This is a genomic window from Pseudomonas spartinae (assembly GCF_965197125.1).
Classification (GTDB): domain Bacteria; phylum Pseudomonadota; class Gammaproteobacteria; order Pseudomonadales; family Pseudomonadaceae; genus Aquipseudomonas; species Aquipseudomonas composti_A.
Window position 1 is genome coordinate 302,425 of the sequence record NZ_CBDAMB010000003.1, and the last position, 12,631, is coordinate 315,055.

The following is a 12,631-nucleotide window of genomic DNA, read 5'->3' on the forward strand; positions in this document are numbered from 1 at the left end:
CGAGCCGGAGTCTGCTCCCCGCGTCGTGAGCCCTTCGTCAAAGCCGTGTGAAAAAATCGTCAAACCCGGGACTAACCGCCGATGCGTATTCTGGTCATCGAAGACAATCGAGACATCCTCGCCAATGTGCTCGACTACCTGCAGCTCAAGGGCTTTACCGTGGACTGTGCCCAGGACGGCCTGAGTGGCCTGCACCTGGCCAGCAGCGGCCATTACGACCTGATCGTGCTGGACATCATGTTGCCCGGCATCGACGGCTATCAGGTGTGCAAACGCCTGCGCGAAGACGGCCGCAGCGAAGTGCCGATTCTCATGCTCACCGCTCGCGATGCGCTGGATGACCGCCTGCAGGGGCTCAACGCCGGCGCCGACGATTACCTGATCAAGCCCTTTGCCCTGTCCGAGCTGGTGGCGCGTATCGAGGCGATCCTGCGCCGCAGCCGCGGCAGCCGCAAACGCCAACTGCAGGTCGCCGACCTCAGCTACGACCTCGACACCCTGCATGTCAGCCGCGCCGGTCAGCCGCTCAAGCTCAACCCGCTGGGCCTCAAGCTACTGGCCATCCTCATGCAGCGCAGCCCGGCCGTGGTGCGCCGCGAGGCCCTGGAAGAAGCCCTGTGGGGCGACGATTGCCCGGACAGCGACAGCCTGCGCAGCCACATCCATCAACTGCGCCAGGTGCTCGACAAGCCCTTCCCCAGCGCCCTGCTGCACACCATCCATGGCGTCGGTTATCGCCTGGCGGAGAGCACCGATGCTGTCTAAGCAACCATTCGAGCGGCGCATCCTGATCGCCTTCGTGCTGATGACCGTGATGGTCAGCGGCCTGTTTTCCCTGAGCATCGTCGCCGTGGTGCACTTCATCGAAGAGCATCTGGTGTCACAGGACATGAGTCGCCAACTGGACGAAACCCTCAAGGAGGACATCAGCCAGGGCCTCGCTCCACGGCTGGACAGCAGCACCCGCTTCTTCTCCTCCGATCAGGCCCAATACGCCATTCCAGCGGAGTACAAGGGCCTGCAAGAGGGCTTCAACGAAGTGGTCAACGGTGATCAGGCCTATTACGTCTATGTGCAGGAGATCAATGGCCAGACCTACATGCTGGTGCAGGAACAGGAGGAGTTCGAAGCCCGCGAAAGCGCGCTGTTCAACGTCGTCCTCGCCGGTTTCCTGCTCACCGTGATTGCGGCCTGGGGCCTGGGCCTGGTGACGGCACGCAAGGTCATGGCACCGGTGACACGCCTGGCCCAGCAAGTGCGCCATCGCGATCAACTGCACCCACTGGCACCGCCACTGGCGCCGGACTATCCGGACGACGAGATCGGCCAACTGGCGGCAGCCTTCGACAGCACCCTCGGCCAGGTACGCCAGTCACTGGAGCGCGAACGCCTGTTCACCAGCGATGTCAGCCATGAACTGCGCACGCCGCTGATGATCATCGCCTCCTCCTGCGAATTGCTCAGCGAGGCGCCGCTGGCCCCGCGCGAGAAGGAACAGGTCGCGCGCATCGCCCGCGCCTGCGAGGAAATGCGCGAACTGGTGCAGACCTTTCTGCAACTGGCGCGCGACAAGAGTAACGAAGCGGTGTTCATCGGCAACCGCTCCCTGGCCAGTGTCGCCGAGGAGCAGGCCATTCGCTGGGGCGCGCTGATGCAGGAAAAGGGTCTGGCGTTCCAGATGCAGGTCGAGGGCGAGGATCATGGGCAATACAACGCCACCTTTCTCGCCACGGTGATGGCCAACCTGCTGCGCAATGCCCTGCATTACACCGAACACGGCAGCGTGCGCCTGATCCTCGAACAGGGCGCCTTCCGCATCGAAGACAGCGGCGCAGGCATACCGATCGAGCAGCACGAGCGGATCTTCCAGCCCTTCGTACGCGGCGCGCAGGCCCGAGGCGAAGGGCTTGGCCTGGGGCTGTCGCTGGTCAAGCGGATCTGCGCCAAGCAGGGCTGGCAGGTCAGCCTGCAGAGCGAACCGGGCCATACCCGTTTCCGGGTAACGCTGAATACCAGCAGCGTTTGACGAAATTTTCACAGCCCTTTGACGTGATCTTGATGCCCTGACCTCTAGGGTGGCGAACGTGACCCATTTGCCGGACGTTCGCCATGACCAAGCAAAGCCCCATCGAGCTGGAATTTTCCCGCAAGTACGACCGCGACCACTCCCAGCAGTACCTGCACAAGCATCAGGACGGCCTGGCCAGGCGCCTGTCGCACTGGCGTGACGTGCAGGTCGCGCGCCACGCACTGAAGCTTGCCGATGAGCCCAACCTGGTGCTCGATCTGCCCTGCGGTGCCGGGCGTTTCTGGCCGATGCTCTGCGAGCAACCAAACCGGGTGATCTTCGCCGCCGACAACTCGGCCGACATGATCGCCACCGCACGTGCCGCCCAGCCACCCCAGGTGGTGGCGCGGGTCAACAGTTTCCGCACCTCCGCATTCGATATCGATCTGGGCGACAACGCGGTGGACTGCATCTTCTGCATCCGTCTGCTGCATCACATCGAATCGGCCGAACACCGCCTGGCCATCCTGCGCGAGTTTCATCGCGTCAGCCGCGATACGGTGATCGTGTCGCTGTGGGTCGATGGCAACTACAAGGCCTGGAAACGCAAGCGTCTGGAAGCGCGCCGTGCCGCCCAGGGCCGCGCCTCGGAAAACCAGAACCGCTTCGTCGTGGCCAGGGGCACGCTGGAGAACGAATTCCACCAGGCCGGCTTCAGCATTCTCGGCCACCTGGACTTCCTGCCCGGCTACGCCATGTGGCGCACCTACGTCCTGCGCAAGGTGGCCTGAGATGGGTATTCTCAGCGAACAGGCCCTGACCGCCCTGCCCTCGACCGAATTCGACCGCTGGTGGCACAGCCCAGGCGAATGGGTCGAACCGGTCAATCAACGCCGTGGCGGCGAAAGCGGCGTGCGCCTGCTGCAACACTGGGATACCAGCCGGCCAGCGCTGTTCTGCAAGCGCCAGAGCGGGCATATCTACCGCTCGGTGCGCCATCCGTGGGGGCGCCCGACCATCCTGCGTGAGCTGCAAGCCTACCGTGCCCTTGCCCGCCTGGGTGTGCGTACGCCGAACATCGTCTACTGTGCGGCTCGCAAACAGGGCGGACAGTGGCAGGCGCTGCTGATCACCGAAGCACTGAAGGGCTTCGTCAGCCTGGAACAGTGGTACGAGCAGCCGCATGCGCCGCAGCTCACCCAACGGATGCTGCAGCGTCTTGCCGCAACCCTGGCGCGCCTGCATCTAGGTGGCTGGCAACACGGCTGCTGCTACGCCAAGCACCTGTTCGTCAAGGCACATGGCGATGGCGATGTGGACATTGCCCTGCTGGACCTGGAAAAAAGCCGCCGACGCTGGCGTGCCGCCAGCGCAGCGCGGCGCGACCTGGGCCAGCTGGACCGGCATCGCGGCGCCATGCCCGAAGCCGACATGCTCTACCTGCGCCAGGCGTACCAGCAGGCGCTGAACACACCCTGGGGCGGGCTGCAGACATGAATGAAAGCCCCGATCTGGATGCGTTGTCGTTCAAGGGACGGCGTGGCCTGACGCGTATTCTCGATGCCACCGGCTACTCGCTCGCCGGGCTGCGCGCCGCTTACCAGGGTGAGGCGGCGTTCCGCCAGCTGGTGTGGCTCAATCTGGTACTGCTGCCGCTGGCATGGGTAGTCGACGTCAGTCGCGCGGAACGGGCGGTGCTGGTTCTGGTGCCGTTACTGGCACTGGTGGTGGAGTTGCTCAATTCCGCCATCGAAGCGGTGGTGGACCGCATTTCGCTGAACCTGCACCCGCTGTCCAAGCAGGCCAAGGACATGGGCAGTGCGGCACAGATGGTCGCGTTGCTGATGATCGCCCTGAGCTGGGCGATCATCCTGCTCTGATCAGCGCACGGTGAAACGCTGTTCGGCCAGCTTGCGATCGCCCTGATAGACGATGAAATGCCATTCACCGGGCACCACTTCGTGGTGTTCGGTGAACTCGAACGCCATCACGTCCTGCGGCGCGCCGAGCACCAGCTTCTGCTGCACTTCGAACTTGTCATGACGCTGGCCATCGGGGGTAACCACACCGGGCGTGAGGTACAGCAGGGTCAGCGGAGCTTCACCCTCGCGCTTGCCGGCCAGGCTGTAGCGCATGCCGAACTTGGTGCCGAGCTTGGCCGGAACCTGGTCGGTGCGTTGGATCTCCTGATTGCTGCGGGTGAGCACTCGCTCGCCTGGTTGAAAGTCCTGGTACTGGCTGCTGAAGACGCCGTACTCGACCGGACCTTCGACGCGAACTTCCGCCTGGCTCAGACCTGCCCAGACGAATAGACCGGCCATCATGGCCACTCGGGTGTAATGCATGGTGCACTCCTCGTTGAGATGAGCGCGAGCCTATGACACCCGAGTGACAGCCTGATGACAGATGCGCTAAGGAACATGCCCTCCCTCATCCGGCGCTACGCGCAGCCTTCTGCCAGAGGGAGAAGGTCGTAGGAGGTCGCCACTGCGCGACGTCCACTCTATGGGTCCAGCTCGGCCTGCACCTTGCGCGGCAACACGGACAGAAAGTTGTCGCGTGCCACCTTGTGCGCCACGTCCTCGGGCAAGGCATCGAGGAAGGGGTCGAACCCCTTCATGTATTCGCCCAGGCTGCCGAAACGGCCGACCACGTCAGAGCCGAGCATGAAGCGCTCCGGGTAACTGCTGACCAGATGCACCCACTTCGGGTCAGGCTTGCCGTTCTCGTCCAGCAGATAGGGATGCAGCATGGTCCAGGACAGATCAATGTACAGATTCGGGTACTGGCCGAGCATGCGTTCGATGGTCTCCAGCAGGAAGCCGAGCTTCTCCTGATGCCGATGAATCTCGGCACTGGTACCGGCATGCGCCCAGATGAAGCGCACATGCGGATGGTTGCGCAGAGGCGCCTCGATTTCCTCTAGATAGATTGGCTCGCGCTCACGCTTGGAGGTGATGTTCGAGTGCAGCATCACCGGCAGGTCATATTCGGCCGCCAGGTGAAAGACCCGCGCCAGCGCCTCGTTATTGGCGCGTGGCGCACTGCCGTGGATCAGCGCGGTGAGGTCGTCGTGGCGGGTGAACACCTCGCCGATGCCCTGCCACAGGCCGGGGTCGAGCTCCAGCATGCGGCGGATATGCGCATCGGCGTTCTTGTCGTTGGGGTTGAAGCCGGAAAGGAACGGATGGAAGCGCTTACGCTGCTCGGCGGGCAGACGCTTGTAGGCAGCGGCGATGAACACGTCGGTCGCGCTGTACCAGTAGGCATTGGCGTCATCACCGGCGTAGTAGCGCGGACGCTTGGGCTCGTCCTCGTCCCACTTCTTGGCCACTGGAATACCGGAGAACATCACGTGATCGACGTTGTTTTCCGCCATCTTCTCCAACAACTCATCCATGCCGGCGCTTTCCTGAAAGAAGTCGACATAGTGCAGGTGCGCGTCGCTGTAACGGTAGTCACGAGCCTGAGCGCTGCAGGCAAAGACGCTGCTGAGCGCCAATATCCATGGCATGGAACGAGATATGAGCAAGACGAGTCCTCCTGACGGCATGAGCAGCATAGACCGCCGAGTCGCGGGGCAAGTTCGGCGATCACGCGTCACCAACTCGCATCAGCGCCCCTGGAAGAAGCAGGTAAAACCTGTGGCCGCACCATATCGATACATGGAAAGCGGGCTGAACACCCGGAACGGCCATGGGCACGCGCGCCAATGATGGCACTTGGCTTGCAATGCCTCAGGCAGACCAAAAAAGGGGAATCACCATGTTGCAGTTGCTGCGCAAGCCAGCCCGCAGAGCTCAGGACGAGGCCGCATTGGACGCACTGTTCCAACAACACGATCTCACCACTCGCCTCCCGGACCACTATCAATGGATGACGCGCCTGAACGATTTCAGTGCGGGTCTGCAGCAACGCATTCGCGCCAGCCTGGGTGCCGCCGTCGGCATCGCTGCGCATGCCCCGCAACTGGCCCGCATCGCCGCCGCCAACCAGCAGAGCGGGCAAACCCTGGCGCAGTCCTCGGAGCTGATCGCCAGCGCCAGCGAGCAAGTCACCACCACCCTGGACGCTGAACTGGTGCCGGGTGCAGGCGAGGTGGCGCGGCTGTCCGCCGAGGTTTCCGCGACCCTGCAGCAGTGCCAGCAAAGTGGCCAGGCCGTGCTGCGCCAAGTCGAAGTGATCGATGCCAGCGAAGCGCAGCTGGGTCAGGTCATCCAGCAACTGGCCGGACAGCTCGATGAGGTGAGCAAGGTCATCGGCGTCATCGCCAGCATCTCCCAGCAAACCAACCTGCTGGCACTCAACGCAGCCATCGAAGCGGCGCGTGCCGGCGAACATGGCCGTGGTTTCGCCGTGGTCGCCGAGGAGGTTCGTCGCCTGGCCGGGCATACCACCGAGGCCACAGGCCAGGTCAGCAGCATCATCGAACGCTTCCGCGATGGCATGCAGCAGCTCGGCGATGCCGGCCAACACATGAACCAGGCCGTGGCTGACGGTCGCACCGGCATTGTCGCCGTCAGCCAGGGGCTGGAAAGCACACGCCAGGCCATGGATCGCCTGGATGGCCAGGTTGGCCAGATCGCCGCTGGCACCGAGCAGATCGGCCAGGCCGTGCGCTCGATCAACGGCGACGTGCAGAACATTGCCCAGGTTGCCGGCGAGTTGCTCGGCAAAGCCGGTCAGGTGCTCCATCACAGCAAGGCTGTTCGCGAGGACGGAGATCGCCTGCTCGCCGGTCTCGGCGACTTCCGCCTGGAAATCCACGCCGCCGTGCGCGCCAGTGTCGAGCAGTTGGCGACACGCGCCGAGTTGGCTGGCGATGTCACGGCGGCCGAGCGGCTACTCGCCGAGACACTGGCGCGCGACAGCCGTTTCGAGCTGTTCTACCTGGTCGACAACCGCGGCGTGCAGATATCCGAAAACATCTTCGCCAGTGATGTGACGCACAACGAGGCGGCCAGCTGCCGTGGCCGCGACTGGAGCCAGCGCCCCTGGTTCCGCGCCGTGGTCGAACAGATGCAAGGCCATATCACTCAGGTCTACCGCTCTTCGGCAACCGATGATTTCTGTTTCACCGTGTCGGTACCTATCGTCGACGGTCAGGGCCGCCTGTTGCGTGTGCTGGGCGCCGACGTGCGGCTGTCGGCACTGGTATGAGCACGCTTGCCTGGGCTAGGCTGACGAGCATCGCCGTCACTCCTACAGGGAAGCGCCATGATCCGTATTCATAACAGCAAGGGTCTTCAGCAGCAGATCAAAATCGGCTCGCACCAGTTGCTCGGCGACGTATCGCCCGAACTCGGTGGCGAGGATGGCGGCCCCGATCCGCACGATCTGTTCGACGCCTCGCTCGGTACCTGCAAGGCCATGACCCTGCTGCTCTATGCGCGCCAGCGCGGCCTGCCACTGGAGGGCATCGACGTCAGCGTCGAGCGTGACGACAGCGAAGAACGCGAAGGCAACTACCGCCTGATCGTCGAGCTGTCGCTCAAAGGTCCGCTGGACGACGCGCAGCGCCAGCAACTGCTGCGTGTCGCCGACAAGTGCCCGATCCACAAGCTGATGACCAGCACCGACATCCAGGTCGAAACCCGTCTGGCTGGAGCCTCGGCATGAGCGAGCTGCAACTGATTCGCCCGCGTGCCGAGGACATCGCCGGGCAACCGATCCTGCGGCCGCTGCCCTCGGCGCGCTTTCGCAGCATCGGCCCCTTCGTCTTCTTCGATCACATGCTGGAGCAGGACTACCCCGCCGGCAGCGGCATGAACATCGCCCAGCACCCGCATATTGGCCTGTCCACCCTCACCTATCTGTTCGAAGGCCAGTTGCTGCACAAGGACAGCCTGGGTTCCGATCAGCTGGTGAAGCCTGGCGAGGTCAGCTGGATGACCGCAGGCCGCGCCGTCGCCCACGTCGAGCGCACGCCGCCCGAGCAACTTGACCAGCGCAAACGGGTGCACGGCCTGCAGGTGTGGCTGGCGCTGCCAGAGGCCGACGAGCAGTGCGAGCCAAGTTACAGCCATCACCCGGCCGACTCGCTGCCGCGTAGCGACGCCATGGGCGTGCAGATCACCCTGATCGCCGGCAGCGGCTTTTGCATGCAGTCGCCGGTCCCGGTTCGTTCACCGACCCTGTATGCCGATCTACGCCTGGCTGCCGGGGCCAACCTGCTGATTCCGGCCGAACACAGTGAACGCGCCCTGTACCTGATCGCTGGCGAAGCGGAACTCGATGGCGAGGTGCTGCCCAGGCACAGCATGGCCGTGATTGCCGCCGGCGAAACGCCACTGCTCAGCGCCTGTGGTGAGTGCCACCTGGCGCTGATCGGCGGCGAGCCCATCGGGCCGCGGCGGATAAACTGGAATTTCGTCGCCACCACCCCGGAGCTGATCGACCAGGCGCGCCAACGCTGGGCCGCTGGTGACTGGCCGCAAGTGCCAGACGAAACCACGCGCATCGAACTGCCGCGCTGAACCCATCAAGGACAGGCGCGCAACGGCGCCTGTCACTCGCAAAGGACTGCCCTCTTGCCCTTGTATCGCAACCTCGCCGGCCTGCTGTTGCTGCCCAACCTGGCTCTGGCCGATCTGCCCCGTTTCGAACCTGAACCTGGGCAGCATGCTCAGGTACAGCAGCAAGGCGAACGCTATTTTCTGCAGCAACCCGACGGCAGCCGCCTCGAATTGAACATCCCTGAAGGCAACGATGCAGAGGCACCGAGCTTCGAGAGCGAGGACTACAACTTCGACGGCCACCCGGATCTGGCAATTCGAGTTCCGGTCGGGATGGTCAACTCGGCCTACCACCTTTACCTCTACCGCCCGGCCCAGCACCGCTTCGAGCGGTTGCAGATGCCGCCAGCGTTGATGGAACGCGTCAATTGCTCATGGCTATCTGAGCTGCAGCCCAATAATGAGGAGCGAGCTCTCTACAGCCACTGCCGCAGCGGGCCGCGCTGGTACTACGACGCCTACCGTTTCGATGAGTCCGGCGTCCCGTGGCTATACAAGACGCTGCAGGTGCGCCACGACTACGACCCCGATGCTCCCGTGTTCTTTGCCGTCTTCGAGAGGACCCTCGACCCTGAGGGCAACATCATCGCCAGCCGCGCCCTCGACGACGATGATCGGCCCCTGACCTGGACAGTGCCCAGCTCACGCCTCTACCTCCACCAGCGTCCGGACCACGCCAGTCGCAGCAAGGCCTATCTGATCGAGGGGGACGTCTGCGAAGTGCTGGATCAGCAAGGCAACTGGCTGCTGATTCGCTACGCCTCACGCAAGGGGCCGCTGGAGCGCTGGGTTTCACTCGACCAGGCCTACGCCCAGGCTCAGCCCTGAAACCCTACCCTTTGAGTACGCCGCAACGCCTTCGCAGTTTTTTGTTACCTGTGCGTGATCCAGAAGCACAGTAGCCGGGTATAAGCTGCATGCGGATTTTTCAGGCCAACGGATGACCCATGGCAGATCGCGATTTCGATTACGAAAGCACCCTGGAAGCTTGCGCACACGGCGACGAACGTGCCTTCCAGGCGCTCTATCGGCAAGAGGCCGGGCAACTGCTCGGCCTGGCCATCAGCATGCTGGGCCGGCGCGATATCGCCGAGGACTGTCTGCACGACGCCTTCGTGCGCATCTGGCAGCACGCCGCGCGTTTTCGACGCGAACTGGGCAGCGGCCGCGCCTGGGTGCACAGCATCCTGCGCTACCGCGTACTCAACGCCCTTCGCAGTGGCAGCCGTCATGCAGAAGTGGACGATGATTTCATCGAACGCGTGCTGGACGACAGCCCGCAGGCTGAAGCCCAGGCGCTGGAGCAATCCGAAAAGCGCCTGCTGCGTCGCTGCCTGCAACGCCTGGAAAGACCACGCCGCCATCCGATCCTCCTGGCGTTCTACCGGGGCCTGACCCACGAACAGATCGCCAGCCGCCTGAGCACACCGCTGGGCACCATCAAAGGCCGTATCCGCGCCGGCCTGCGCGCGCTGCAGGAGTGTCTGCAAGCATGATTACCCACGATCCCGAAGAACGCCGCGCCCTGATAGGCGAATACCTGCTCGGCCTGCTCGACGAGCAGGAAGCCGCCGAGGTGCGCCAGTTGCTCGAAGACGATGAACAGGCCGCGCGCATGGCGCTGGAATGGGAGCGGCATTTTCTCGAGCTGAGCGACCAACTGCCGGCACAAGCGCCCTCCCCGGCACTCTGGGCCCGTATTCGGCAGAGCCTGGGCCTGCAAGATGAGTCACGTACCAGCCCCCTGGCCAACTGGTGGAACAGCCTGCTGACCTGGCGCCTGACCGCAGCCGCGCTGGCCGTGGCGCTGCTGGTCGCCGTGCTGATGCCGCTATTGCGGGCACCGGACATCGCCGGCGAGCGCTACACCGTGGTGCTGCAGCAGCCGGGCGAGGCGGCCAGACCGGGTTGGGTCATTCAGGTCAGCCGCGACGGCACCTTGCAGCTCGATCCGCTGGTTGCCGACCAGGTGCCTGAAGGGCGCGCCCTGCAATTCTGGACGCTGATCGACCCGGCAGACGGGCCACGCTCGCTGGGTCTGGTCGAAGCCGGACAGCCGCTGCGTTTGCCTGCCGAGCAGATCGGCGCCGTGCAGCCTGGGCAGTTGTTCGAGCTGACCCTCGAACCAGAAGGCGGCTCGCCTTACAACCGCCCCAGCGGCCCGGTGCTGTATATCGGCCGCGCCGTACTGGCCAGCGCCAACTGAAAAGATTGCCGGCCACCTGGCCGGCAATCTTTCACACAGCTGGTCCCCCCAAAAAATATTTTCATCCGCCGACATCCAACCCCGTTCCTCGCGGGTATAGCTCACAGGTGTTTCGTCGAGGCACCTGCGAAGCCGGCCTACCGGCTTCGCATCGATGCTGAAACCTTTTATGAGGAACAACCATGAAACGCATCACTACCCTCTGCACCGCCAGCCTGCTGACCCTGAGCGCAGGCGCCGCCAGCGCCACCGAACTGCTTGCGCTGGGCGCCGATGGCAAGCTGTTCAAGGTCGATGTCGCCAGCCTCAAGGTCACCGGCAACATGGCCGTCAGCGGCGCCAGCGATCTGCGCGGTCTGGACGTGCGCCCGGCCAGCGGCCAGGTCTACCTCCTCAGCGGCACCGATCAGCTCTACACCCTGGACACAGCCAGCGGCAAAGCAACTGCAGGCAGCAAGCTGCAAACCGCGTTGCCTGGCAGCGGCCAGGCCGTGGTCGACTTCAATCCGGTGGCCGACCGCCTGCGCCTGATGAGCCCGGACGGCACCAACCTGCGAGTGAATGTCGACACCGGCGAAGTCGCGGTAGACGGCAAGCAGGCTTACGCTGCCGACGGCCCTTACGCAGGCAAGCAGCCCCAGGTGGTTGCCGGCGCCTACACCAACTCCTACGCCGGCACGAAGAGTACGGCGCTCTACAACATCGACCTGGCCAACAGCAGCCTGATGCTGCAGAACCCGCCAAATGATGGCGTGCAGCAACTGGTCGGCAAGGTCGCCGACGGCCTCAAGGCTGCCGCCATGGACATCCTCAGCGACGGCAAGGGTGGCAACACCGCCTACGTACTGACCGGCAAGACCCTGCACCAGCTGGATCTGGCCAGCGGCAAGCCCACCACCCTGGGCGATATCGCCGACCTGCCGGACGGCATCATCGACATCGCCGTAATGCCCGCGAAGTAAGATGAAAAAAGGCTGCGCCCAATAGGCGCAGCCTTTCGTTTAACGTGCGGTAAAACCGCAGTCACTGCTCGGCGAATACTTCATCGAACAGATCGTTCATCGCCTTGAACGCCCGCGCGGCCACCACTGGGTGGTACTGATTGCGCCCTGGCACGTTGGCCTTGGGATTGGTGAACGAATGCACCGCACCGCCGTAGCTGACCAGTTGCCAATCCACCTTGGCGGCCTTCATTTCAGCGACGAATCCGTCAACCTGCTTCTGCGGCACCGCCGGATCATCCGCCCCATGTAGCACCAGTACCGGTGCCTTGATGTTCCTCGCATCGGCCGGGTCAGGCGTATCCAGATTGCCGTGGAAGGATACGAACCCCTTCAGCGGCGCGCCCGAACGGGCCAGTTCCAGCACGGTTCCACCACCGAAACAGAAGCCGATGGCGCCCAGCTTGCTCAGATCCAGAGCCACCTCTCCACTTTGCGCCTTGAGCACTTCGACTGCCGCCTGGGCACGCTTGCGCATCAAGGCACGGTCGCTGCGCACCGTCGTCGCGGCCGCCTTGGCCTCGTCAGCATTGCTCGGGCGAATGGCCTTGCCGTACATGTCGGCGAGAAACACCACGTACTTGTCGCCAGCGGCGCGCGCCGCCTTGGTCACGGTGTCCGGGTTGACGCCCATCCAGTTGGGAACGGCCAATAGACCAGGGCGCGGCGTGGTCACCGAGTCGTCATAAACCAACACGCCCTCGAAGGCTTCGCCATCGATCTCATAGGAAATCGGCTTGGTCACGACAGCCGCATCGGCGAGGCCGGCGACGGCCGCGCATAACAGGGGAACCAGTGTCTTCTTCTGCATGATCGGGCCTGCCCTTGGTAATGCTAGGCCCCTAACAATAGCCGCGCTGACGACAATGGCCAAATCACCCGCACTCGGGTGTTAGACAGA

General features: G+C 63.8%; 15 protein-coding genes and 1 pseudogene. 13 read left to right on the plus strand and 3 right to left on the minus strand.

Going from position 1 to position 12,631, the window contains the following annotated elements; all coding sequences use genetic code 11:
• Positions 1 to 81 precede the first annotated feature (81 nt).
• The 5 genes from ACN8M7_RS08775 (at position 82) to ACN8M7_RS08795 (ending at position 3,888) form a co-directional block, all read left to right on the plus strand.
• Entirely contained in the window at positions 82 to 765 is a 684-nt protein-coding gene (locus tag ACN8M7_RS08775; protein WP_490260506.1) for a response regulator transcription factor, read from the plus strand.
• Complete coding sequence (locus tag ACN8M7_RS08780) at positions 755 to 2,026, plus strand: sensor histidine kinase (RefSeq protein ID WP_490260507.1); 1,272 nt, start codon at positions 755 to 757, stop codon at positions 2,024 to 2,026. Before ACN8M7_RS08775 ends, ACN8M7_RS08780 begins: the two co-directional genes overlap by 11 nt.
• A gap of 83 nt (positions 2,027 to 2,109) precedes the next feature.
• A complete protein-coding gene (locus ACN8M7_RS08785) occupies positions 2,110 to 2,799 on the plus strand; it encodes a class I SAM-dependent methyltransferase (protein WP_490260508.1) in 690 nt (229 codons plus the stop codon).
• Between the two features lies 1 nt (position 2,800).
• On the plus strand, positions 2,801 to 3,505 hold the full coding sequence (locus ACN8M7_RS08790; protein ID WP_490260509.1) for a lipopolysaccharide kinase InaA family protein: 705 nt from the start codon (positions 2,801 to 2,803) through the stop codon (positions 3,503 to 3,505).
• Positions 3,502 to 3,888 carry a diacylglycerol kinase gene (locus tag ACN8M7_RS08795; protein ID WP_061239227.1) on the plus strand — a complete coding sequence of 129 codons (387 nt, stop codon included), beginning with the start codon at positions 3,502 to 3,504 and terminating at the stop codon, positions 3,886 to 3,888. The genes ACN8M7_RS08790 and ACN8M7_RS08795 overlap by 4 nt, the downstream gene beginning before the upstream one ends.
• On the opposite strand, the gene ACN8M7_RS08800 is transcribed toward ACN8M7_RS08795, so the two are convergent.
• Complete coding sequence (locus tag ACN8M7_RS08800; RefSeq protein WP_061239226.1) at positions 3,889 to 4,353, minus strand: DUF3859 domain-containing protein; 465 nt, start codon at positions 4,351 to 4,353, stop codon at positions 3,889 to 3,891.
• A gap of 158 nt (positions 4,354 to 4,511) precedes the next feature.
• On the minus strand, positions 4,512 to 5,522 hold the full coding sequence (locus ACN8M7_RS08805; protein ID WP_061239225.1) for an amidohydrolase family protein: 1,011 nt from the start codon (positions 5,520 to 5,522) through the stop codon (positions 4,512 to 4,514).
• A gap of 740 nt (positions 5,523 to 6,262) precedes the next feature.
• Here ACN8M7_RS08805 and ACN8M7_RS08810 point away from each other — a divergent pair.
• From ACN8M7_RS08810 to ACN8M7_RS08845, 8 genes and pseudogenes are all read left to right on the plus strand, one after another.
• Positions 6,263 to 6,604: pseudogene (locus tag ACN8M7_RS08810) on the plus strand (methyl-accepting chemotaxis protein); the annotation flags it as partial.
• Positions 6,605 to 6,949: 345 nt separating this feature from the next.
• Positions 6,950 to 7,168: a PDC sensor domain-containing protein gene (locus tag ACN8M7_RS08815; RefSeq protein WP_490260744.1), complete on the plus strand. Its 219-nt coding sequence runs from the start codon at positions 6,950 to 6,952 to the stop codon at positions 7,166 to 7,168.
• A 57-nt stretch (positions 7,169 to 7,225) separates the two neighbouring features.
• Complete coding sequence (locus ACN8M7_RS08820) at positions 7,226 to 7,627, plus strand: OsmC family protein (RefSeq protein WP_490260510.1); 402 nt, start codon at positions 7,226 to 7,228, stop codon at positions 7,625 to 7,627.
• On the plus strand, positions 7,624 to 8,484 hold the full coding sequence (locus ACN8M7_RS08825; RefSeq protein WP_490260511.1) for a pirin family protein: 861 nt from the start codon (positions 7,624 to 7,626) through the stop codon (positions 8,482 to 8,484). Before ACN8M7_RS08820 ends, ACN8M7_RS08825 begins: the two co-directional genes overlap by 4 nt.
• Before the next feature lie 54 nt (positions 8,485 to 8,538).
• A complete protein-coding gene (locus ACN8M7_RS08830) occupies positions 8,539 to 9,351 on the plus strand; it encodes an XAC2610-related protein (protein ID WP_490260512.1) in 813 nt (270 codons plus the stop codon).
• A gap of 119 nt (positions 9,352 to 9,470) precedes the next feature.
• Positions 9,471 to 10,019, plus strand: coding sequence for a sigma-70 family RNA polymerase sigma factor (locus ACN8M7_RS08835; RefSeq protein ID WP_490260513.1), 549 nt, complete (start codon positions 9,471 to 9,473; stop codon positions 10,017 to 10,019).
• A complete protein-coding gene (locus ACN8M7_RS08840) occupies positions 10,016 to 10,729 on the plus strand; it encodes an anti-sigma factor (RefSeq protein WP_061239219.1) in 714 nt (237 codons plus the stop codon). Before ACN8M7_RS08835 ends, ACN8M7_RS08840 begins: the two co-directional genes overlap by 4 nt.
• Positions 10,730 to 10,911: 182 nt before the next feature.
• Positions 10,912 to 11,691 (plus strand): DUF4394 domain-containing protein, encoded by a 780-nt coding sequence (locus ACN8M7_RS08845; RefSeq protein WP_061239218.1) that lies wholly within the window; start codon positions 10,912 to 10,914, stop codon positions 11,689 to 11,691.
• A gap of 61 nt (positions 11,692 to 11,752) precedes the next feature.
• Here ACN8M7_RS08845 and ACN8M7_RS08850 read toward each other — a convergent pair whose 3' ends face one another.
• The gene (locus ACN8M7_RS08850) at positions 11,753 to 12,541 is read right to left on the minus strand and encodes a dienelactone hydrolase family protein (protein WP_490260514.1); all 789 of its coding nucleotides are present in this window, start codon (positions 12,539 to 12,541) and stop codon (positions 11,753 to 11,755) included.
• Between the last annotated feature and the right edge of the window lie 90 nt (positions 12,542 to 12,631).

Excerpts from the sequence above, each read along its gene's own strand:
- ACN8M7_RS08775 (WP_490260506.1), top strand. The coding sequence starts at position 82 with ATGCGTATTCTGGTCATCGAAGACAATCGAGACATCCTCGCCAATGTG.
- ACN8M7_RS08780 (WP_490260507.1), top strand. The coding sequence starts at position 755 with ATGCTGTCTAAGCAACCATTCGAGCGGCGCATCCTGATCGCCTTCGTG.
- ACN8M7_RS08785 (WP_490260508.1), top strand. The coding sequence starts at position 2,110 with ATGACCAAGCAAAGCCCCATCGAGCTGGAATTTTCCCGCAAGTACGAC.
- ACN8M7_RS08790 (WP_490260509.1), top strand. The coding sequence starts at position 2,801 with ATGGGTATTCTCAGCGAACAGGCCCTGACCGCCCTGCCCTCGACCGAA.
- ACN8M7_RS08795 (WP_061239227.1), top strand. The coding sequence starts at position 3,502 with ATGAATGAAAGCCCCGATCTGGATGCGTTGTCGTTCAAGGGACGGCGT.
- ACN8M7_RS08800 (WP_061239226.1), bottom strand. The coding sequence starts at position 4,353 with ATGCATTACACCCGAGTGGCCATGATGGCCGGTCTATTCGTCTGGGCA.
- ACN8M7_RS08805 (WP_061239225.1), bottom strand. The coding sequence starts at position 5,522 with ATGCCATGGATATTGGCGCTCAGCAGCGTCTTTGCCTGCAGCGCTCAG.
- ACN8M7_RS08820 (WP_490260510.1), top strand. The coding sequence starts at position 7,226 with ATGATCCGTATTCATAACAGCAAGGGTCTTCAGCAGCAGATCAAAATC.
- ACN8M7_RS08825 (WP_490260511.1), top strand. The coding sequence starts at position 7,624 with ATGAGCGAGCTGCAACTGATTCGCCCGCGTGCCGAGGACATCGCCGGG.
- ACN8M7_RS08835 (WP_490260513.1), top strand. The coding sequence starts at position 9,471 with ATGGCAGATCGCGATTTCGATTACGAAAGCACCCTGGAAGCTTGCGCA.
- ACN8M7_RS08840 (WP_061239219.1), top strand. The coding sequence starts at position 10,016 with ATGATTACCCACGATCCCGAAGAACGCCGCGCCCTGATAGGCGAATAC.
- ACN8M7_RS08845 (WP_061239218.1), top strand. The coding sequence starts at position 10,912 with ATGAAACGCATCACTACCCTCTGCACCGCCAGCCTGCTGACCCTGAGC.
- ACN8M7_RS08850 (WP_490260514.1), bottom strand. The coding sequence starts at position 12,541 with ATGCAGAAGAAGACACTGGTTCCCCTGTTATGCGCGGCCGTCGCCGGC.